Annotated in this window: 22 protein-coding genes and 1 pseudogene; 14 read left to right on the forward strand and 9 right to left on the reverse strand. The window is 65.3% G+C overall.

All coding sequences use genetic code 11. The annotated features are described in order from the left end of the window. Positions 1-229 precede the first annotated feature (229 nt). The 3 genes from ABZ911_RS33390 to ABZ911_RS33400 all read right to left on the reverse strand — a co-directional run bounded on the left by ABZ911_RS33390 (position 230) and on the right by ABZ911_RS33400 (position 4,653). Entirely contained in the window at positions 230-1,966 is a 1,737-nt protein-coding gene (locus tag ABZ911_RS33390; RefSeq protein WP_358065135.1) for an ATP-binding protein, read from the reverse strand. Positions 1,967-2,425: 459 nt separating this feature from the next. Continuing rightward, complete coding sequence (locus ABZ911_RS33395; RefSeq protein ID WP_358065137.1) at positions 2,426-2,923, reverse strand: hypothetical protein; 498 nt, start codon at positions 2,921-2,923, stop codon at positions 2,426-2,428. Positions 2,924-4,488: 1,565 nt separating this feature from the next. Next, complete coding sequence (locus tag ABZ911_RS33400; protein WP_358065140.1) at positions 4,489-4,653, reverse strand: hypothetical protein; 165 nt, start codon at positions 4,651-4,653, stop codon at positions 4,489-4,491. 154 nt (positions 4,654-4,807) lie between these two features. Here ABZ911_RS33400 and ABZ911_RS33405 point away from each other — a divergent pair, with 154 nt between their 5' ends. The 6 genes from ABZ911_RS33405 to ABZ911_RS33430 all read left to right on the forward strand — a co-directional run bounded on the left by ABZ911_RS33405 (position 4,808) and on the right by ABZ911_RS33430 (position 9,834). After that, complete coding sequence (locus ABZ911_RS33405; protein ID WP_358065143.1) at positions 4,808-6,907, forward strand: tetratricopeptide repeat protein; 2,100 nt, start codon at positions 4,808-4,810, stop codon at positions 6,905-6,907. 164 nt (positions 6,908-7,071) lie between these two features. Continuing rightward, entirely contained in the window at positions 7,072-7,710 is a 639-nt protein-coding gene (locus ABZ911_RS33410) for a recombinase family protein (protein ID WP_358065146.1), read from the forward strand. A gap of 49 nt (positions 7,711-7,759) precedes the next feature. Then, the gene (locus tag ABZ911_RS33415) at positions 7,760-8,182 is read left to right on the forward strand and encodes a hypothetical protein (protein ID WP_358065149.1); all 423 of its coding nucleotides are present in this window, start codon (positions 7,760-7,762) and stop codon (positions 8,180-8,182) included. Positions 8,183-8,187: 5 nt separating this feature from the next. Continuing rightward, positions 8,188-8,649 carry an RDD family protein gene (locus ABZ911_RS33420; protein WP_358065152.1) on the forward strand — a complete coding sequence of 154 codons (462 nt, stop codon included), beginning with the start codon at positions 8,188-8,190 and terminating at the stop codon, positions 8,647-8,649. A 637-nt stretch (positions 8,650-9,286) separates the two neighbouring features. Then, positions 9,287-9,592: a DUF6247 family protein gene (locus tag ABZ911_RS33425; RefSeq protein WP_358065155.1), complete on the forward strand. Its 306-nt coding sequence runs from the start codon at positions 9,287-9,289 to the stop codon at positions 9,590-9,592. Positions 9,593-9,630: 38 nt separating this feature from the next. Next, a complete protein-coding gene (locus ABZ911_RS33430) occupies positions 9,631-9,834 on the forward strand; it encodes a hypothetical protein (RefSeq protein WP_358065158.1) in 204 nt (67 codons plus the stop codon). Between the two features lie 251 nt (positions 9,835-10,085). Here the strand turns inward: ABZ911_RS33430 and ABZ911_RS33435 are convergent, their stop codons facing one another. Further along, positions 10,086-11,108: a hypothetical protein gene (locus ABZ911_RS33435; RefSeq protein WP_358065161.1), complete on the reverse strand. Its 1,023-nt coding sequence runs from the start codon at positions 11,106-11,108 to the stop codon at positions 10,086-10,088. A gap of 382 nt (positions 11,109-11,490) precedes the next feature. Here ABZ911_RS33435 and ABZ911_RS33440 point away from each other — a divergent pair, with 382 nt between their 5' ends. Next, complete coding sequence (locus ABZ911_RS33440) at positions 11,491-12,219, forward strand: hypothetical protein (RefSeq protein WP_358065164.1); 729 nt, start codon at positions 11,491-11,493, stop codon at positions 12,217-12,219. 3 nt (positions 12,220-12,222) lie between these two features. Here ABZ911_RS33440 and ABZ911_RS33445 read toward each other — a convergent pair whose 3' ends face one another. Further along, positions 12,223-12,867, reverse strand: coding sequence for a protein-L-isoaspartate(D-aspartate) O-methyltransferase (locus ABZ911_RS33445; protein WP_358065167.1), 645 nt, complete (start codon positions 12,865-12,867; stop codon positions 12,223-12,225). A gap of 49 nt (positions 12,868-12,916) precedes the next feature. Then, the gene (locus ABZ911_RS33450) at positions 12,917-13,156 is read right to left on the reverse strand and encodes a hypothetical protein (RefSeq protein ID WP_358065170.1); all 240 of its coding nucleotides are present in this window, start codon (positions 13,154-13,156) and stop codon (positions 12,917-12,919) included. A 90-nt stretch (positions 13,157-13,246) separates the two neighbouring features. Here ABZ911_RS33450 and ABZ911_RS33455 point away from each other — a divergent pair, with 90 nt between their 5' ends. The 4 genes from ABZ911_RS33455 to ABZ911_RS33470 all read left to right on the forward strand — a co-directional run bounded on the left by ABZ911_RS33455 (position 13,247) and on the right by ABZ911_RS33470 (position 17,175). Continuing rightward, positions 13,247-13,714: a DUF6789 family protein gene (locus ABZ911_RS33455; protein ID WP_358065173.1), complete on the forward strand. Its 468-nt coding sequence runs from the start codon at positions 13,247-13,249 to the stop codon at positions 13,712-13,714. Continuing rightward, the gene (locus ABZ911_RS33460; RefSeq protein ID WP_358065176.1) at positions 13,705-14,754 is read left to right on the forward strand and encodes an NAD-dependent epimerase/dehydratase family protein; all 1,050 of its coding nucleotides are present in this window, start codon (positions 13,705-13,707) and stop codon (positions 14,752-14,754) included. Before ABZ911_RS33455 ends, ABZ911_RS33460 begins: the two co-directional genes overlap by 10 nt. A gap of 54 nt (positions 14,755-14,808) precedes the next feature. Beyond that, positions 14,809-15,585, forward strand: coding sequence for a neutral zinc metallopeptidase (locus ABZ911_RS33465; protein WP_358065179.1), 777 nt, complete (start codon positions 14,809-14,811; stop codon positions 15,583-15,585). A 435-nt stretch (positions 15,586-16,020) separates the two neighbouring features. Continuing rightward, positions 16,021-17,175 (forward strand): phospholipase D-like domain-containing protein, encoded by a 1,155-nt coding sequence (locus tag ABZ911_RS33470; protein WP_358065182.1) that lies wholly within the window; start codon positions 16,021-16,023, stop codon positions 17,173-17,175. A 59-nt stretch (positions 17,176-17,234) separates the two neighbouring features. Here the strand turns inward: ABZ911_RS33470 and ABZ911_RS33475 are convergent. Further along, positions 17,235-17,705 (reverse strand): annotated as a pseudogene (locus tag ABZ911_RS33475) (NAD(P)H-binding protein); the annotation flags it as partial. Between the two features lie 78 nt (positions 17,706-17,783). Between ABZ911_RS33475 and ABZ911_RS33480 the strand changes: the two are divergent. Both ABZ911_RS33480 and ABZ911_RS33485 read left to right on the forward strand, forming a co-directional pair. Further along, on the forward strand, positions 17,784-18,638 hold the full coding sequence (locus ABZ911_RS33480) for a lytic polysaccharide monooxygenase (protein WP_358065184.1): 855 nt from the start codon (positions 17,784-17,786) through the stop codon (positions 18,636-18,638). Between the two features lie 125 nt (positions 18,639-18,763). Further along, complete coding sequence (locus tag ABZ911_RS33485; RefSeq protein ID WP_358065187.1) at positions 18,764-19,279, forward strand: DUF305 domain-containing protein; 516 nt, start codon at positions 18,764-18,766, stop codon at positions 19,277-19,279. Here the strand turns inward: ABZ911_RS33485 and ABZ911_RS33490 are convergent. Next, complete coding sequence (locus tag ABZ911_RS33490) at positions 19,269-19,454, reverse strand: hypothetical protein (protein WP_358065190.1); 186 nt, start codon at positions 19,452-19,454, stop codon at positions 19,269-19,271. The two genes, ABZ911_RS33485 and ABZ911_RS33490, sit on opposite strands and share 11 nt — an antisense overlap. 60 nt (positions 19,455-19,514) lie before the next feature. On the opposite strand from ABZ911_RS33490, the gene ABZ911_RS33495 reads away from it, so the two are divergent. Next, positions 19,515-20,195, forward strand: coding sequence for an FCD domain-containing protein (locus ABZ911_RS33495; RefSeq protein ID WP_358065193.1), 681 nt, complete (start codon positions 19,515-19,517; stop codon positions 20,193-20,195). A gap of 10 nt (positions 20,196-20,205) precedes the next feature. Here ABZ911_RS33495 and ABZ911_RS33500 read toward each other — a convergent pair whose 3' ends face one another. Further along, entirely contained in the window at positions 20,206-20,751 is a 546-nt protein-coding gene (locus tag ABZ911_RS33500; RefSeq protein ID WP_358065195.1) for a GNAT family N-acetyltransferase, read from the reverse strand. Positions 20,752-20,780: the final 29 nt, after the last annotated feature.

The raw sequence follows: 20,780 nt of genomic DNA on the forward strand, positions 1-20,780 counted from the left end.
GATTGAGCGAGCCGTCGAGCGGCTTCAGGCAACGCCCGCAATTGTCCGCAGCTTCTTCCAGGATCGAGACCTGCTCTACATCACGCGGCCAGTGACCGAGCTACGGTCCAGTAGCCCAGTTTCTCCTTAGTAAATCCTTCCGCTGACCACATCTCCTGAGCAGCAAAAGCGCCCCAAGGCTTGACGACCTTGGGGTGCTTTCCGTACCTCTCTGTGTACTGCCTTTTCGCTAGAGGATGTCCTTAACCTTGCTTAGTAGCGAGTCGAGGAACATCCCCCAATAGTCACGGAGCGGCTCGTACTGCTCCTGCGGGTCCTCGTGCATCGACTCTGCCTTGCCGTAAGCGATGAGCAACAGAGTGAGGGCTTCCACCGCGCGGCGGGCACTCTTCTGCGCCTGTGCCGGGCTGACAGATTCAGCGCTGGCATTGGCAACCTCCGACAACGGCTCCCACATTTCCCGGTAGAACCGGTGACGGGTGTTGAGGCGGATGAGGACCTTGCCTCCCACATGCTGGATGTCTACGAATTGCTTGCCAGGGAAACTGACCGACTCCATGACAAAGGGTAGGTCCTTCACTTGTTCGGTGTACTCAGCCTTCGTCTGCTCGTCGGCCTCCGGTCCGAGGACGTCGAGGGCGAGCTCTTCGAGAGCTTGCTGGGAATCCGCCTGGCTCTTCGCGCGTGGGGTTGGCATGGTCCGGTTCGCCTCGGCCACTGCCTGTGTAATATCCCGGTGTTCTCCGACATGATCCTTGCGTTCCTGAGCGACCCGTCCCCATCGCTCGTCGAGCCTAGTTCTGGCTGTCTTGACGTGGCGATTCAGGAGCGTGCGCAATTTGTCCCGAAGCTCATCGTGCGGCTCGAAGCCGCGCTTGACATTGCGGACCCCGAAGTAGGCGTCCAGCTCAGGGGTGAAGGAGACCTCGATGCCGATGAATCGGTCCGGGTCGTCTACCCGGCGTCCGAAAATCATCGGAACGTTGGTGTAGCTGATCTCGCGGTTCAGCCGCATAAAGCTGATGCACCCCTCGTTTTCCGGGACGCGCAGCTTCTTGGCGAAGTCATCTCCACCCATGCCCCGCTTGCGGGTCACGGCCTTCGGGTAGAGGGTCACCTTCAGGGATGCCTCGTGGCCGCCGATCTTGATCGGCTCGGTAGCGATTACCTCAGCGTCGAAGTCTCCTTCAGTGACAGTGAGTCCGATCTTTCCTCCCTCGCCGTTGAGGTAATAATCTCGGATCACACTCTCGGCCCAAGTACTCCGCATCTTAAAGAGCGGATCGTGGGGAAGTAGCCGAGTGGTGTTAATTTCGATGTTTCGACCATCGTTAAGGAAGACCCGGAAGATACGAGAGATCTCTTTCTCAACCTCTAGGCGGAGGTTGTTAAAGTCCTTGGCTCGCCGTCCCTCCTCCAGTCGGTCGACCTTCGACCACATCACAAGCGTGCCGGTTTCCTTGGGGAGAAGCTCCTGTAGGTCGCTTGGCACGGGCTTCTCGGTAGGGGCATCAACACCGATGGCCTCGCCGTTGCCGCTCTTCTCCTCCTCAAGTGCCTCATCGAGGTCGAAGTAGACATGCTTCCAGGGCGTTTCAGAGCTCGTACGAGACCAGATCTCGATGCGCTTACCGAAATTGAGTGCCGAGAGCTTCGCCCCAACCCCGTACTTGCCGATGGTGTCGGTCCGCATGTACCGCGTCGAGTACCCGATCTGCGGATAGTGGTGGAGGACGTCCTCGTCCATGCCCGTGCCATCGTCGGCGAAGATGATCCGGTGGACGTGGCTCTTCTTGGAGCGTCCCGTGGGGGTGACCTCATCCATGCGGATGATGATGTTGTTGGCGCTCGCTTCGAGTGCGTTATCGATCACTTCGCCCATCGCTGCGGCCAGGCTGTATCCGGAGTCGCGAAGCGACTGTAGTGCCTGACCGGTCAGAACGACGGGTACTCTTCCAGCTGTCATTTCTCCTCCTGGGAGACTCGTGATCGTGTTTGCGATGTCATGTGAGGTTCTGCGGCGTCAACGCCCGAGCGAGAGCACGGCCAGTGTGGCGGGCGCAAAACAGGCAGCTACTCCTTGTTGCGACAGGTGCAGCCGGATGGATTTGGTTGATCAGCTCGTCGCGGTGACGGTGAAATAGGTAGGCCTCAAGGGCGTACGCTGCGTTGATCGTGGGTGTGAACTCCCAGATGACGTGCGTAGCGACCGACATATAGTTGTGACCTGCCAGCCTCTTTCGTAAGCAGCGGTCAGAGCGGCCAACGTAAATCGGAGCCCGTTCCTGCAACAGCATGTAAACCCCAGTGCGTTGCGCCGGAATCATCGTGCGCATCACAGCCGGAACCAACCGGAACGCAAGGCGGCGTCCCGGTGAGAATGTGGACAGGCTGGTGTCGCCGTACTCGCTCGATATCACGTCGATCATCCGGCCTGCTGAGTCCAGGCGACCGCGTGCTTTTTAAGAGTCGCCCAGGTGCGGTAGGCGGTTGCCTTCGAGATCCCGACGGCAAGTCCGGCCTCCGTGGGGCGTCGGCCGGTCATGAGGTGCTCGAGGAAGGTGACGCCGTGGTTGCCGAGGCCGGCGGCCACATTTGTCAGATGCTGGTGAAGCTCAGTCGCTTCTGCGTCCTCTTCGACGGTGCCCGTGGCAACCACGTCGATCGAGTTGTCGGCCAGGCAGATGTCTACGTCCCCGCAGTAGCGCAGCAAACTCGCACAAGCCCGGCGCCCGGACCGGTCGTGGGCGTAGGTCGCGTTCCGAAGGACATTCTTGTAGAGATAGTCAGGGTCCTGCTGTGTGCGCCGATCGCTCAACGCGAGGTCGATCGCTCGCTCGATGATCTGCTCGTCGCGTGATCCCGGTCGCACCTTGCTACGGCGAGCCTGGAGTTTGGCGACGACGACCCACCGTGTGGGCATAGACGTACGGTCCATGGGGGTTCCCTTCCGGTGCCTAGCGGCATTTTTAGCTCACTAGGCCCACATTCAGTTGTGCTACGGCTGTCCTTTGGCTCCTGCGGTCCACTGGATCCGCGGGAGCATCAGCTACCGGCATCGTAATTCATGCCGGGGACACTTTGACGGTTACTTCGCGACCGTCTACTCACATTGGCACCGCAGGACCTCTCTTCGTCTCAACGGGTGCGAACATTTCTGTTTCCCCAGGCTGCGTCGATGGAGCTTGACGTGTTACTGCCATGAGCCTCTCGGCGATCGGCCGCGTTCTGGATCGCTAGCGTCCGAAAAACTAATTTATAGTCTCTATATTGTTATTCATGCCGTTTTGTCCCCAATAAGGGCTCGGTGTGAAGCCAGGCGTTACCTCGTGACCCTCAGGTTCCAGGCCAGCCTGACGGCGTAGGGGTTAGATCAGCTGGTCGACCAGCTCTGCACCTGGCCCTAACTCCTGCCCATGGGTTGACGTGGATCGACGGGCTCACAAGAAAGTGCGTCACGGTAGCTGCACGATCAACATGCACATCCCAATCGCCGCGGACGCAAGCCCCAACGGCGAGCAAGATCCTCAACGAGGTGATCGCGTGACTACTACGCCGGACTGGTCGACGCGATCAGCTCCGTGCTGCCGGAGGCTCCTTGGCAGCGGTCATCCGTCAACGACGATGGCGGCGAGAGGGTTTCACTGGCTCACCTTCACTTTCGAATCCAACGGATATCGTCGACCAGTGTCGACATGGAGTACTTGGGCGAGGCCAGCGGCATCCTCGGCCCAGTCCGTCACATCCACTAACCGACGCACCACCCCTGCGATGCCCTCCCATCAGAGCAGGTCAGGGGTACATCCGTTAGGTTGCCGGCCAGTACTACCGGGCCCCGGGCAGGGAGCAATCTAGGTTTTCCAGAAGGTGGAGCAGGGTGTTTATACAGATGGGGGGATGTCAGTCTTCTTTGTCTGGCTCGGCCAGGATAGCGGCACAGAGGAACCTGAACGCGGCGACTAAGCCTCCCCTCGTAACGTGGAGACCTGACCCTAAGGGGGAGGTCGGGGTCTCCGTCCCTGGTAAGTATGTATGAGCCCCGTGACGTCAGTGCGGACACGATGAACGCTATGAAGCGGGCGGCGGTTAAGACGTCCGGATTCTCCGTTCCTCTCGGTAAACGATCGAGGTGCGTCGCCAGTGCCAGACCGTGCGAACCCAGGAAAATCGGCCAAGGGCCAACTCTCGGGAATCGGTATTCCCGCTTGCTGCGGCTGGTGACATGTTTTTAACGGCATCTCACCTCGACTGTGGCGCGGAGTTCGACACGTTTCCGCAGGTCGAGTGACGCTTACCCTGCTCGACCTCGGCGAACGGGGATGGGGTACTCTCCGACCGCACATGAGATCAACTCGGAGCGGGGTCCGGCGCCGGTGCTCCTCCCAAAGTGCGTCAATTACGGCGAGCTCGGCGGTGATGACCTGGGCGCTCTAGAGGCGCCGACAGCCGGTCCGGGCGATGGGGTCCCGGACCTGACCGATCGTGTTGTCAGCGGTTGCTGATCCACCAGATGATCACGGTCACGGTGGTGGCGCCTGCGGCGTAGGCCACGCCGCGTACGGCGGCGAACAGCGCGGCGCGCGCTAGGCGCCGGGCGATGTTCCGGCGTACCCGCCGGGTGGGCGCGGCCGAAGGCTGAGTGGGGGTGGTCATCGGGCTCTCCTTTATCGGGGTGGATCGATGACCAAAGAATCTGGGCGGCGGCCGTTCGCCTTCGAGACGCAACGATGATCCTGTTTCCCTGACCTGGTTAGGACCGATGGTGTGTGCTGGCGGTGAACAAAACCGAACAGCAGAAAAGGCCGTGATGAGCGCGATCGACCCCCGGCAGATCCATACGCGCCACGACCTCACCCAGCTGTTGGCCCAGTTGTTTCGCGCAGGTGGGTGGAGTATCCATCGCCTCGCCGGCAAAGCCGGGTTGAGCACGGCGACCGTGCAGGCCATCCTCAAGGACGACGTCTTGCCGCAGGCCAAGACGCTGGGCGCGTTTGTGCGCGCCTGCGGGCAGGATCCCGCGCCATGGGTGGAGGCGCGGGGGCGCGTCATCGGCAGTGAACAGCGGGCCGAGCAGGCCGGGCCGGTATATCTGCCCTACCGCAGCGCAACCTTCGTCGGCCGCGGCCCAGTACTAGCCCGCCTAACCGCAGCCCTGCCTGCACCGGGCGCGGCAGGTATGGCCGCGGGAACGGGCGGGGTTGTGGTGGCCGTGCATGGCCTGGGCGGGATCGGCAAGAGCACCCTGGCCGCGCACTGGGCCGCCACCCATCTGGCGGAGCACACCCTGACCTGGTGGATCACCGCCGACACCCCGGCCGGCGTCGAGCAAGGCCTGGCCGATCTCTCGGTCGCTGTGATGCCGGAGCTGGCTGGGCAACCGCTGGAGGCATTGACCGCGCAGGCGGTGCGGTGGCTGGCCAGTTACACCACCTGGCTGCTGATCTTGGACAATGTCACCGCTCCTGCCCACATCCAACCCTTACTGGCGCGCGCTCCTACGGGCCGGTTTCTGATCACCAGTCGGCTGTCCACCGGCTGGCATCAGCTCACGTCCGCGGTGGTGCGCCTGGGCGTGTTGGAAGAAGACGAGGCGCTGGACCTGCTGACCGCCATCGCCGCCATGGGCCGGCCCGGCGCGCGTCTGCAGGGGGCCGCGCGATTGTGCGCAGAGTTGGGCTACCTTCCGCTGGCGATCGAGCAGGTCGGCGCCTACCTTCACCAGAGCGGCCTAACCCCTTTGGCCTATCTGGATCTGCTGGCCGGCAATCCTGCGGTGATCTACGACCAGGCTGCTGAGGGCGCTGACGCCGAGCGCACCATCGCCCGCATCTGGCGCGCCACCCTGGATCGGCTGAGCGACACCCCACTGGCCGGGCAGGTGCTGCGGATCCTGGGTTGGTACGCCTCCGAGGCCATCCCGCGCACTCTGCTGGAGGAGGTGGGCGAGCCGGCTCTGGTGCAACAGGCGATCGGCCGACTGGCCGCCTACAACATGATCACCGTGGCCGACGACGACACCCTGAGCCTGCACCGCCTGGTCCAAGCCGTCGCGCGAACTCCCGACCCTCATGACCCGCACCGCGCCGAGACCGACATCCAAGCCGCCCACCACCAGGCCATCGATCTGCTGGATGACGCAATCCCCGCCGACCCGGAGGAGCCAGCCGGCTGGCCGCAGTGGCGAATTTTGCTGCCCCATATCACCGCCCTCACCGCCCACCCCGACACCACCGATACCCTCGCGCACCTGCTCCATGGGAGCGGGCTCTTCTTGCTTGGCCAAGGCGCCATCACCCAGGCGATCAACCACCTCCAGCGCGCCCACACCGCATCCGCGCAAAATTTAGGCGCCGACCACCCCTCCACGCGGACCTCTCGCAACGACCTGGCCTACGCCTACCGGGCCGCGGGAGACCTGGAACGAGCGATCCCCCTATTCGAACGCGCTCTCGCCGACTCCGAGCGGATTCTGGGCACTGACCACCCCAACACGCTGGGCTCCCGCAACAACCTGGCCGGTGCCTACCAGGATGCGGGAGACCTGGAACGAGCAATCCCCCTCTTCGAACGCACCCTCCCCGATTACGAGCGGATCCTGGGCGCTGACCACCCCAACACGCTGACCTCTCGCAACAACCTGGCCTACGCCTACCAGGACGCGGGAGACCTGGAACGAGCAGTTCCTCTGCACGAACGCACCCTCGCCGACTCCGAGCGGATTCTGGGCACTGACCACCCCAACACGCTGGGCTTTCGCAATAACCTAGCTGGCGCCTACCTGGCCACGGGAGACCTGGAACGAGCGATCTCCCTCCTCGAACGCACCCTCGTCGACTGCAAGCGAGTCCTGGGCACCGACCACCCTGAGACGAAACGTGTACGAGCCAACCTGTCAGCCCTGCAATAGATCGCATCCAGGCGTATACCTACCCGAGGGCGCAACAACCTCGGGGAACAACGGAACAACCTTCATCGGCAATATTGATCTTGCAGCTCTAGGTGGCGGTCGTCGTCGGATTAGCTTGAGGCCGGGCTTGACCTTCAAAAACGATCATTCATTGACGATCATGGTTGAAGTCGTCTGAAGGCTCCGAAAACCTCAGGTCTGCAACAACCCTCCAGCACCGTTTTCTGAGAAAACCCAGAGGTGGCTACGCTTCTGGAAGTCTCCGAGCTGCTCGTCGCCAAACCGGCTGCCCCTCCGGTATCAAGATCGGTTACGCTCAGGTCTCCGCTGGCGGCCAGAACCTGGAACGGCAACTGGACGCGCTGAAGACGGCCAGACGCCGGCGGGTGTTCGCCGAGAAGAAATCCGGCGTGGACCGGGCTAAGCTCGCCACGGCGCTGGAGTTCATGCAGCTCGGCGACCCCCTCGTTGCGCCGAGCCTGAACCGGCTCTCGCGCTCCCCGCAGGAACTCATCACCACGGTGGTCGAACTACGCTGGCGCGAGATCGGCTTCACTTCCCTGCACGAGAGCTTGGACATCACCACGCCGGGCGGGTGCCTGGTCTTCCACGTCTTCGCCACACTCGCCGAGTTCATCCGCGAACTCATCATCTCCGGTACCTGCGAAGACCTGGCCACCGCCCGTGGCCGCGGCCGTCGCTGCCTTGTCGGCCTGGGAGCTGCGGCGCGAGCCACTCAATCACGAGGAGCCCACCCGAACCCCTGGGAATATCTACGAGCTCGTATGCCGGTACAGCGGTGAATCGACGCTGTCACCGCTTGCCCCGCTGCGCCGTGATCTCGAAGCGGTCATGGAGGTCACGGAGCACTGGGCGTTTCCGGCCCTCGTGGTCCTGCTCGGCCTCATGGCGTGTCTCGGCCACAGGGACCCCGGGGTGACGGGCCGGCGGGTGGCGGGGCTCCTCGTCCTGATCGCGGTCATCGAACCTCTCGCCTCGTTGTACAGCTATCGGAAAAGTTGCGATGAGACGATCCCGCTGTTCAGCGCAGGCTGGTTCAGAGGGGCAGCCGGTGGGTGGGGGATCACCCAGCTGTGTCTCCTGGTGGCTGCGGCGCTGGTGTTCGCCGCGTCGCGGGCGATGCGGTCCGTCACCGCGGACGAGCCGGGTGAGTCACAGGCCGGGATGGTGTGGCGTCGTCCGGTGGCGGCACTGGTCGACTATTTGATCGTTGTTGCGGTCCTCAGCGCTGTCGTGGGGCGGCCTGGCCCCTGATCGGCATGATCTTCAAGGTCCGCATGGGAGCCGGGCTTCTGGAGTGGGCCGACGCGTACGTGTTCCGGAGCAGCGTGAAGCCTGCGGGACTGGCCGTCCTGGCCGGGCTGTTCCTTTACTTCTGGGTGCAGCACGCTCTGTGGGGGCGGACGTTGGGCAAGCGGCTGCTGGGTGTCCGGGTCATCGCCGTGCGGACGGGTGGACGGCTGGGCGCGGGCAGGACCGCGCTTCGCACGCTGGTCTTCCCCCTGCTCGTCTTCGTCCCCGACGTCGGGCTGTGGTGTCTCCTCGCGGGTGGGCTGTGGATGCTCCTCGATCCCGAAGGCCGGGTTCTTCATGACCGCTGGCTGGGCGCCGCGGTGGTACGCGACCGGGTGAAGAACGCTCAGCTGCAGACCTGGCCCGACATCATCTGCGTGATCTTGCTAACGCGGATGCTAACAATGACCCTGGACGGTTGTGGATGACCCTGGACTGAGGAGCCCCGTAAACTCCGCCCGATTAGGCCTGGAAGACGGCGGTGGACGATCCTGGACGGTCGTGTTCTAACTCGTAATGAAGGGGTCTCGGGTTCGAATCCCGAAGGCGGCTCCAGGTCAAAGGGCCCTCGCGAAGATCGCGGGGGCCCTTTTGCTAACAGGCGTCCGTGATCGGCTTGGGGTGGGCGATTACGACGTATCTCTCGTCATGGATCGGGCGGCCCCATAGCGTCGGATCGGTGAGTTGTTCGGTGTGGACCACGTTGGCTAGCGGCTCAAGCGCTTCGATCAGCCGGGTGGCAGGCACGCCGCCGAGCCAGGGCAGTGGCGGAGAGCCGGGCGTGTATGTGGCGAGGGCTGCCAGCGTCCTTCCACCAGCAGCAGGCGCCCGTTCGGGCGTAGCAGGCTCAATCAGTGGCCAAGTGCTCTTGCTGGAGCCGGGAGTGTCCACTCGAGGTGACGGACAAGGACCACGTCGAACGGCCGGCCTGCGACGGCGGGCGGATTGCTCGCATCACCTACCATCAACTGCACGTCGAAGCCCGATGACGTCGACTTCACGCCTGATCTTTTGAGATGGTGTGGATCCTGAGGCGCGAGGGGAGTCGACGGGTAACGTGGGGGCATGAGCGCGCAGCCTGTCCATGATCCTCGGTACGATCCGGAAGCGATCCTCCGGGCTCTGCCGGAGAAGTGGCGTCCGGTGTTCCTGGCCCAGTATCACGAGGCGTGGGAGGCAGCGCGTGAGCCAGGTGAGTACCATCGCCTGCCTGAGGTCCTCAATCTGTGGTGGCTGAACTCGATCGCGTTTTCCGATCCCACGTACGATCAGCGTGCTGAGGAGGCAGCCCGGGGCGCTGGCGAGGTCGTGGCGCTTGAGGAGGCTATTCCCGATTGGGACGAGCGTCTGGCTCGAGTGCGGCGTACGTGAGCTTTCGCGCGGTTCTGTCTACCTCGGCGTTGGCGAGGATGAAGGACTTCCCCGATGCTGCGCTGACGGCTCTGGTTGAGCGGACGGCCGATCTGCTGGTGGAGCCATGGGATGCGCAGGTGCTGTATCCCGGACGTACGGACTATAGGCAGGCCACCTTCGGTGATTACGGCCTGCTTCACTTCCACGTCGATGAAGAGGCTGAGCTGATCACCATCTATGACTTGGTCTGGGCCGGCTGATCGGCCGGTTTGCTGAGTGACAAAGTGAGTGACGATCGAGGCGTACGCGCTCGGACGTTCGCTTACTTCTGGGGGAGCCGAAGGATGCGCAGCGCCACCGGCGGGTGGATGTCGAGGACGGCGAGGAGCGAAGCGCAGGTGTGCCGGTTGGTGGGCGTCGCCGACGAGCCACCTGCCCTTCCTACGGATCAGAAGGTTCAAGGTTCGCGTCCTCTCGAAGGTCCGCTTCCAGGTGGCGTCTGGAAGCGGAGCTATGTTGTTTGTTCTGCGGGGCGGGGGGTGCGGAAGAGGAGGGCCAGGCTTGCCGAGTGTAAGAGGAGGATGGCAATGCCTGTGGTGGATATCGCGGGCTCGTTCCACCAGGGGGCTTCGATTTCAGTGGCCACGTAATTGTGGAACAGGCTTGTGTCGCTGTAATGCAGGGCGGATTCCAGCAAGGCTGCTGTGTAGGGCAGTCCGAGGATTCCAGCCATCATGCCGGCCCATAACCGTGCGCGCCCGTGGCCGAGCAGCAGGATCAGGCCCCCGACCACGACAGGGATGGCCGGGATCGCGAGGTACTTGATGTGGGCCTGCATGTCGAGGAGGAAGGCTCTGGGGAGGAGGTCTGGTTCGCCGCGCTCGTTGATCAGGCCGGCCAGACAGCCGACATAGTTCACTACGGCGTAGATCAGGAGCAAGGCCGGGGTGAGTAACATCAGCACGGCTGCCTGGCGGGGTGGGCTCGCCCACAGGGGTGGGGGTTTCTGCTCGACGGGTTGTTTCTGCTGATGCCTGATCAACCATGACACTCCGTGGCTGCCGGTCAGCAGGACGAGGCCCTGTACCTGTGCGACTGCGCCGGCCACGAGCAGGACGCTGCGGAGGGGGCCGTACCAACCGGGCTGACTCAGATCGATCACGTGCGGCAGTTCCCCGCTGTCGGTCACGATCAAGAAGGTGGACGACTGCTCGAGGAATACCTGCCAGAGCAGGGCCACATAGACGACGGTCAGTCCGGCGACCACCGCGAGGAGGAGCGTGGGCCGGCGTGGGCCACGCCGTACCTTCCATGCGGTCACGCCGAACGCGGCGGTGGCCACCGCGGTGAATATGCCCAACCCGAGTAGCTGGTCACGGAGGTTCATGCTGGACTGGCTTGCCGCAGAGCGCCACATCGCCGCCGAGATCTCCCGCGGATCCTGGTAGTCCGGCAGGGTGAGTGAGGTTCGTGCGTAGGCGAGCAGCGTGATCAGTGCCATCACGGTTCCGGTCAGGGTCGGGGAAAGGATCAAGATGGTCGCGATTCTGATCTTTCGCGGGGTAGCCTCCATGTGATCTTCGACGTGACGGAGCTCACCCGGCGTTCCTTCCTCAATGGATCGCCACCCGTTTCAGCCACCCTTCAGCGGGGGGCGAGGCATGGCGCTGATCCTGGTGCCTGCTGTACAGCGCATAAGTGCAGCAACCCCCGTCACACGGCAGCAGCACCCTCCCGACCGGCAGTGCAGGCCCCTTGAGCGCGGCGGCTGGGTGGTGCTGCGGGGCTGGTTGAGCAGGATCTGTTCGGGCTTGAACCTCTTTGGTGTTCGGAGCGTCAGATACAGGCAAAGCGCTGTGACTTCTGAGCTTTGAGAGGTAGATGTTGTGTTAGGTCGGACATTCCTATCGACGGTCATGCTGGTGGCCGCCGCGTTCAGTGTTGAGGGGGCTGCGGCGAGTGCCGATGCCCGCCCGATCGGTGCGGTGCCCGCCACCGTAGTGACGCGCACCGCCGTCGCGGATGACGAGCCCAAGTGCGTCCGTGTCAAGGGCGCGGAAGCGTGTGTGGGATCGGACGACAGTGACCGGCCGGGGATCTCGGTCGAGGACACGGCGAGCGACCACCTCCATCCCGCGGTCGAGTACTACCTGAACGGCTACCTGGGCACGAAGTACGTCATCCACAACCTCGCGGGCGAGGGTGAGGTCCGGGGGACGGGCGAGGTCGGCGAGGTCGTCACGTTCAGGGCTGCGGTGTACAGGGGCAACCGTCGGGTCAAGGCCGGCCGATGGATGACTGCCCGCAATGTCACCAAGTACCCCGTCAAGCGGGAGACCCGAGTCACCCCGGGGACCGCGCGGGCCCGCGCTGACGTCTGTACCTCGACGAAGGGCGCTGCCAGTCTGTGCTTCGCTGAGAAGACCACGTTCGTCTTCGCGTGTGACACGGGTTCCGACAAGCATCAGGCTCGTGCGGAGTACTTCGTGGGGGGTGACCCGACGGCGCGGTTCGAGATCCATCAGCTGGCGGGGGTCAACACCTGCGGGAAGGCCGTACACGGGGACCTGGCCATCAGCAAGTTCCGCGCTTCGGTGTTCAACCACAACAAGCGGGTCGCCACCAGGTTGTACAAGTACCACTGAGCCTCAGCGAGGCTCCGTTCCAGGGACGAGGGGGACGAAGCGGGCGAAGGTCAAGGATTCCTGCTCGGCCAGCCGCCCGTCACGCTTGTGGAACAGGACGACGACCTCGGCCCACCCGGAGAGCAGCGGCATGACCAGCCGTCCCCCCTCGGCCACCTGCTCGGCCAGGGGATCCGGCACGCGCTTGCCGACGGCCGACACCACGACACCCTGGTACGGCGCATGCTCCGCCAGTCCCTTCATACCGTCGCCCACCACCACGGTCGCGTTCTCGATGCCCGCGGCCCTCAGATTCTGGCGGGCCCGTTCGGCCAGGTCCGGCCAGCGCTCCACGGAGTAGACGTGGCGGGTGAGCCGGGACAGCAGGGCGGTCTGGTAGCCGTACCCGGTGCCGATCTCCAGGGCGATCGCGTCCTCGGGGAGTCGCAGGCTCGACAGCATGAGCGCGATCAGGGAGGGCTGCGACGTCGTCTGGTTGTGCGCGATCGGGACGGGGCGGTCGTCGTACGCGCGGGCGGCGTACTCCGGGGGGACGAACATCTCGCGCGGCGTCAGCTCGATGGCGTGAAGGACGCGGTCGTCGTTCACGCCCGAACGGCGGATGTCCCGGATCAGCCGGGCGTTCGACCTCATCATGGTGGCGGGCAATCGTGTATATCCTCCGCCTACCCGGCGGCAAAAGGTGGAAAACCGCAGGTCAGGCCCCCAGATCTCGGGCCACGTTGTCGAGGCGGTTCGCCAGCAGGTCGAGTTGCTGGTCGCTGGTGTCGGCCTGCGGCGGCAGGTCCGTGCGACGCGCGATCACCAGGTGGCGATGTGCCTCGTCCAGTTCCCCCTCCGGACGGACGACGCACTCTCCTTGGACGTACACCAATACCGCGTCCGGCTCCGGCGCTTCCATCAGTCGCCGAACGCACTCCCGGTCGACGAGCAGCACGGCCGACACCCCCCTCATCGGTAAAAGACCTGGTACAGGGTGAAACCTGCCCAGAATTACTTATGAGGTATCCCGGGTAGGTCTGGCCTCATGATGCGGAATCTGGTCAACGGCGTCGTAGGTGGCACGCTCGCCACCGCGACCATGAGCGCGGTGATGGTCGCCGGGCAGCGGGCGGGTCTCATGGGTGACCAACCGCCCAAACGCATCGCGCGCGCCGCTCTGCCTGGTCACCGGCACACGCCCAAACCGGGCGAGGGCGCTGTCGGCGCCGTTGCCCACTTCGGCTTCGGCATGGCCGCCGGAGCCCTGTTCGGCGCCCTCGCCCGGGGGCGGCACGTATCCCTGCCGCTCGCCAACGTCTACGCGCTGGGCATCTGGATCGGCAGCTACGCCGGCTGGGTGCCGCGCATGGGCATCCTGCCGCCGATCTCCCGCGACCGCCCGGACCGCCAGGCGGTGATGGCGGTGGGTCACCTCGTGTACGGCACCACGCTGGCGATCACCCTGAACGGGTTGACCGCCTGCCAAGAAAGGAGCGTACGCCCATGCGTGTAGTCGTCATCGGCGCCACCGGCAACGTGGGGACGCGCGTCGTCTCCGCCCTGGCGGCCGACCCGAAGGTGACCTCCATCCTCGGGCTGGCCCGCCGCCTGCCCGACTGGCGGCCGGACAAGACCACCTGGCATACCGTCGACGTGGCCACCGGGGACCTCTCGCCGCACCTGTCGGGGGCCGACGTGGTGGTGCACCTGGCCTGGGCGTTCCAGCCGACGCACGATCCGGTCACCACGTGGCGGATCAACGCGCTCGGCAGCATGCGGGTCTTCCGCGCGGTCGCCCAGGCGCGGGTGCCCGCCCTCGTCTACGCCTCCTCCGTGGGTGCCTACTCTCCCGGGCCCAAGGATCGGCCGGTCACCGAGGACTGGCCGACGCACAGCTGGCCGGAGACCGCCTACGGGCGGGAGAAGGCGTACGTCGAGCGGGCACTCGATGTGTTCGAGCGTGACTATCCGGACATTCGGGTGGTGCGGCTGCGGCCCGGATTCATTTTCCATCGGCAGGCCTCCACCGAGCAGCGCCGTCTGTTCGCCGGTCCGCTCCTGCCTCATCGGCTCGTCCGGCCCGGTCTCATCCCCTTCGTTCCCGACACGCCCGGGCTCAGCTTCCAGGCCGTGCACGGTGAGGATGTCGGCGAGGCGTACCGGCTGGCGATCACCAAGGCCGTGTCGGGGGCGTTCAACATCGCGGCCGACCCGGTGATCGAGCCGCGGGTGCTGGCCGACCTGCTGGGCGCCCGCCTGGTGCCGGTCTCCGGGTGGGTGCTCCGGAGCGTGGTGGCCGCCGCCTGGCGGTTGCGGCTGGTGCCGGCTTCGCCGTACCTGGTGGATCTGGTGTTGCGGTTGCCGGTCATGGACACCACCCGGGCGCGGGCCGAGCTTGGGTGGACGCCGCGGCGTACGGCGGTTGACGCGTTGATCGACTTTATGGAGGGGGTACGGACCTCGGCGGGCATGGACACTCCGCCACTCGCCGCGCACGCGGGCGGGCCCGCCCGGGTCCGGGAGTTCCTGACGGGCACCGGCCAATGGCCGTGACCTGCGCATGGCGGCTGCGCACCTGGCCTCAGTGGGGAAGAAGGTGCGGCGTGGGTGGTGAAGATCAACGTAGAGTTCGCTGGCATGCATACCCCTTTAGTTGGGCTGATGGCCGGCGTGCTCATGAGTGGGCCCGTGCCGACCGGTGCCGACGCTCTCATCAAGAATCCGCTCTACAAGACCGGCAAGATGACGGCGGCCTGCGAGGAGTTGCCCCTCACGGGGGGTGATTTCGATACTGTCCGGCTCTATGTCGGCAGCGTCACCAAGTGCCTGGACCGGGCATGGGGGGCGCAGGTGAAGAAGGCCGGCATGTCGTACAGGAAGCCCAAGGTCGTGCTTGAGCATGGGGAGCGCGTGCGGACTCCCTGTGGGGTCTATTACCCGGAACGGCCGTTCAGCCTGTACTGCGGGAGGACGATCTACCTGATGGTCACCGATACCGCGCTGAGGAACGAGCCTGACCATCCGCGGATCCTCGAAAGCCTCGCCATAGGGTACGGCTACCACGTCCAGAACGAGGTCGGCATCCTCGGTCAGCAGGCCAGGGCGTCCAAGAGTCTGTCGAAGTCCGAGGATCTCGCCCTGGTCACCAAGGTCTCGCTACAGAACATCTACCTGGCGGGCGTCTTCCTGGGGAGTGCCTGGGATTCGCTGGGGCACACCAAGGCTCTCGGGCCGGACCTCATCATCGAGTGGCAGGCCGTCTACGGCTACCAGAAGGGGTACGGCCAGGCCAAGAACCGGGTGTACTGGGAACGCCGTGGCTTCGACGCCGAGTCTCCCGACGCCTGCAACACGTTCAAGGCCCCGGCCGCCAGGGTGAAGTAGCCCCGTAGACCATACTTCGTACCGCGCAGTATGGTCTTCGGCGAGCCCAAGAGATCGTTGGCGGCTTTGGCCGTCCTTGTCGTGCTGGCCGGGTGCGGCACCGGGACCCTGGCACGACCGTCGGCCACGCCGCCACCCGAGCGGGACGTAAGAGCGGGAGCAACGTCCTCCGTTCTCCCCGGACGATCAGACGTGGCAGGGTCCGACTCGGCTTCCGGTCGCCGAAGCGCGTCGTCGCCTGGCCCGGGAGATCAAGATGTCCCTTGAAGACCTTGAGTGCGGGTAAAGGAGTTTATGTGCCATGGGAGGCGCGAATCGTGCAGGAGTCCGGCAGGGATCCCGACTAGTGGCCACGATCAAGACATCAGGTGTCAGCTAGGACGACACTCCCTTAATGGTCTTGTATGGCATCTTGTGTAGTGCGACTCTCGCACTATGACAACATTCGCCGGTGGCAAGATCGAAGCATTTGTCGGGCCCACTGAGCTGGGGGCTGCCGACGACCTCGAACGCGTGATCATCAACTTCATCAATGGGGCCAAGCGTTTCCTGGACATCGCCGTACAGGAACTGGACTCCGAGCCCATCGCCCAAGCCATCCTGGATGCCCGCTTTCGTGGGGTTAATGTCAGAATGGTGCTGGAGCAGGATTATCTGGTCTCGACGAAACTGCCGGCCGTGGCTATCCAGGACAATGAGGACGAATCCGCCGCCCGCCGTCGTGTCCAGTGGGGTGCGGAGCCGGGCAGTCGGAGTCTGGAGCCGAATCGGAAGATCCTGGCCGCGTTGCTGCGCTGCAACGTCGATGTGAAAGCGGACTACAATCCGGCGATCTTCCACCAGAAGTTCATCATCCGCGACTACCGCGAACGTGCGCTGCCCACCTCGGCGATTCTCTCGGGGTCGGCGAATTTCACCGGCACCGACTGCCACCGCAATCTCAACCACGTCGTGGTCTTTCACGACTCGCGGATCTGCCGTGAATACAACAACGAGTTCAACCAGATGCGTGCCGGGCAGTTCGGCCGGGGGGCCCATGGAAAGGTGCCGGACGCCTACAACCTGAACGGGATACCGGTGAAGGTGCTGTTCGCCCCCGACCACGCGCCCGAGCTGGAAATCATGAAGCAGATGTTGAAAGCCGCCAAGCGCGTCGACTTCGCCATCTTCACCTTCTCCGGATCCTCCGGAATCGACGACGCGATGATCGCCCTGGCCGCGGCCAAACGCACCGTCACCGGTGTGATGGACCCCGGCCAGGGGGCGCAGACCTGGGCGGCCACCCACGACCTGGACCGCGCCCACATCGAGCTGTACTTCCCCAAACGCAGCCCCGCCTTCGGAAAGCTCCACCACAAACTCATGGTCATCGACGAGGCCGTCGTCATCGCCGGATCGTTCAACTACACCGAACCCGCGAACAACTACAACGACGAGAACATCTTCGTGCTCGGCAGCCCCTATCCCGATCTCCCCAAACGCGAAGGAGGTCCCGTCGACCCGGCCGCCTGCGCGGAACTCTCCCGTTTCTTCCGCGACGAGATCCTGCGCGTCGAGGCGGCGGGCGAACGCTTCATCGGCGAGGGGTGAGGGGGCGGAGCCTCGGACAGGACCTCCCCGGCGAAGTACGGCAGCAGGTCCAGGTACAGGTTGTCGCGCAGGAACGTGAATCCCAGGCCGGACGCCCGGATGTGCTCCTCGGTCCGCCAGTGGTCGCGTGCGAAGGTGAAGGTCGCGTCCGGCCCGGCCGCCATGAACGAGATGTAGACAATGTGTGACACCTCGGCCGCGACAGCCGCGTCGACGGCGGCGGTGTGCTGGGCGACGCGATCGGCCGACTCGGTGGCGGACACGAGCAGGAGCGTGGACACCCCGGACATCGCCTGCTGGAAGCCGTCAGAGTAGGAGGCGGTGGCGACCGGGAATCCGGCGGGCGCCCGCGAGGGCGAACGGACGACGAGCCGGGGCTTCAGCCCGGCGTTGCCGAGCCTGTCCGCGATCCGGCCGCCGAGCTGCCCGGTGGACCCTGTCACGGCGATGAGATCACTGCTGCTCATGAAGTCAGTGTGCCCGAACCGTAACACTTTCTGACCGAACCGCTTGCGCGGACCCGGCTCCATAGTTAACTCTTAGGAAGGTTTCCTTTTTAATTAGCTGCCGATCGACCTCCCCACCCCCCAATTCCCGGAGGAGTTCAGGTGCACAGGAGAAACAAGGCCGCCTTCGCCACCGTCGCGTCGGTCACGGCCGCACTGGTCCTGCTGCCCGCGGGCGCGGCCAACGCCCACGGCACCATGTCCAACCCGCCCAGCCGCGTCTACACCTGCAAGAACGAGGGCCCCGAGTCGCCGGACTCGGACGCCTGCAAGGCCGCCGTCGCCGCCGGAGGAACCCAGGCGTACTACGACTGGAACGAGGTCTCGCTGCTCGAAGCGGGCGGCAGGCACCGCCAGCTCATCCCCGACGGCAAGCTCTGCAGCGCGGGGCGCGAGAAGTACCGCGGGCTGGACCTGGCCCGCGCCGACTGGCCCGCGACCAACGTCTCGCCCGGCGCCTTCACGCTGACCTACCACGCGAGCGCGCCGCACGCGAACAGCAACTTCGAGTTCTACATCACCCGTGACGGGTGGAACCCGACGATGCCCCTGAAGTGGTCGGACCTCGTCCACATCAAGACGTTCAACAACCAGAACCCCACCACGTTCACGAACTGGACGATCAACCTGCCGCAGCGCAGCGGCAAGCACATCCTCTACTCCATCTGGCAGCGCGTGGTCGGCAGCAACGAGGCCTTCTACACCTGCTCGGACGTGAACTTCGGCGGCGGGAACCCCACACCGACCCCCACGCCGACGGTCACCCCGACCCAGACCCCCACGCCCACCCCCACCCCGACCCCGACGGTGCCGTCCGGCACCTGGACGGCGGGCACCGCCTACCAGGCCGGGGCTCGGGTGACCTACGCGGGCGGCACCTACGAGTGCCTGCAGCCGCACACCGCGATCGCCGGGTGGGAGCCCGCCAACGTACCCGCCCTCTGGAAGCGGCTCTGAACGAGGCCGCCGGAGAAGCACGGAAGCGGGTATGAACCAGGGCGGACGCCGTGCCGTACCTGGAAGTGGTCCGACGGCCCCGCCGCGCCCCCTCGGCGGGGCCGTCCCTCCGGAAGGCGGTGGAGATGAGACGCCTGATCCTGGTGGCTCTGCTGCTCACGAGTTGCGCCCAGCCGGTCGAGGCGGCGCCGGTCAACGCCGACGACGTCATGTTCCTGCAGATGATGATCCCGCACCACAAGCAGGGCATCGAGATCGTCCGGCAGGTCCGCGCGGGCGCCACGAGCGAGAAGACCCGGATCCTGGCCGGCGCCATCGAGGTGAGCCAGAACGCCGAGGTCAACACGATGATCGGCTGGCTGGCCGGGTGGGGTCAGCCGCAGAGCGCGCCGACGAACGCGCACGCCCACCACGGCGGGCTGCCGGAGACCGACCGCGAGCAGATCGCCGCGCTGCGCAAGGCGAAGGACTTCGAGCGCGACTTCCTCAACCTGCTGATCGCCCATCAGGACGACGCCGTGCAGATGGCCAAGATAGAGATCTTCAACGGCGTCAATCCCGAGGTCAAGACCTGGGCCAAGCAGGTCGAGCAGTCGCGGGAGGCGCAGATCGACCAGATGCTGGTCATCCTCAACGAGTGACGAAGGCGCGCAGCGCCGCCTCGTAGCGCGCGGGGTCGGCGTTGTAGGCCCGCACACCGGGCTTGAGCTCGCCCAGCCGGACCTTCTCCACCTTGCGGGTCACCGTACCGGCGGCCTTGGCGAGCACCGGGCCGAGCGCGGCGTTGCCGCCCTCCCAGGCCAGACGCTTGCACATAGAGGAACCATAGACTATGTGGACATTAAGTGATTTGATGACTTAATGATGCATAGCGAGGTGGCTCGTCCCACGCTTTCGGACGTTCTCACCGAGCGCATGCTCGACCTGATCCGCGAGGGTGGGCTGCGGCCGGGTGACCGGCTGCCGAGCACCCGTGACCTGGCGCAACGGTTCGCCGTGACCACTCCCACGCTGCGCGAGGCGCTGCGCCGCCTGGAGGCCACCGGCGCGGTCGAGCTGCGGCACGGCTCCGGCCTGTACGTCGGCGCCGACATCGAGCGGATCGTGCTCCCCAATCCGAACATGCGGGAGATGCCCGGAGGCCGGCTCCTGCAACTCCTGGACGCCCGCATCCTCGTCGAGCCGCCACTGGCCGCGCTCGCCGCCGACCGGGCCACCGAGTCGGGGCGGGACGAACTGCGGGCCGTGCTCGACGAGGCGGGACGGCACCTGCGCGGCAAGGGCGCCGAACTGCGCGAAGCCAACCTGACCTTCCACCGGGCGACCGCCCAGCTGGCCGGCAACAGCGTGCTCGACGAGGTCGTCGACTCGCTGCTGCGCGTGCACGCCTCGGCGCGGCTGGAGACCCCGCGCGTCTTCGACGACCGGCGGCGCGACCACGACGAACACCTGGCGATCCTTGACGCGATCGAGAAGGGCGACGCCCGCGCGGCCGAGGAGCGCATGCGGGCGCACCTGGTGGAGGTGAAGGCCGTCATCGAACATCGGCTCGCCTAACCCCAGGCGGCTACCAGAGCTTGTCGATCTCGCCCGGGTACAGGTCGATCCGGGCGTTCACGAAGGACCGATGGTCGGTGAAGGTGAAGAAGGAGCCGAGGGTGACCTTGTCGAAGCCGGGGCCGTCGCTCGGGAACGGGGCGGACGGCGTGCCGCCCACCAGCGTCGTGCCGGGGAGGTGCTGCCAGCCGGCGCTCTCGTAGAAGGGCAGGAGCGGGCGGTCGCAGGTGAACAGGCCCAGGTCCAGGCCGGACGCGGCCATCGCGGTGCGCGCGGCGCGCACCAGCCGACGGCCGTGACCCTGGCGGCGGGCGCCGAGGTGGGCGACGACCGTGCTCAACCCTCCGGCACGGTACGGCACGCCCGCGTGGACGATCTCCTTGGACAGGATGTCCAGCGACGCCAGCACCTTCCCGTCCTCCACGAGCAGCATCGAGACAGGCCGCAGGGCAGGATCGTGACTGCGGCGGCCGCCGAGCCCGGGCCAGGCGACCCGCTGCAACTCCAGAGCCTGCTCCCGCAGCCCCCTCGGCGTCTCCATTTCCGGAAATGTCATGATCTCCACGGGCGGGAGCCTACCGGGCG

The organism is Nonomuraea sp. NPDC046570, assembly GCF_040645915.1.
GTDB lineage: Bacteria > Actinomycetota > Actinomycetes > Streptosporangiales > Streptosporangiaceae > Nonomuraea.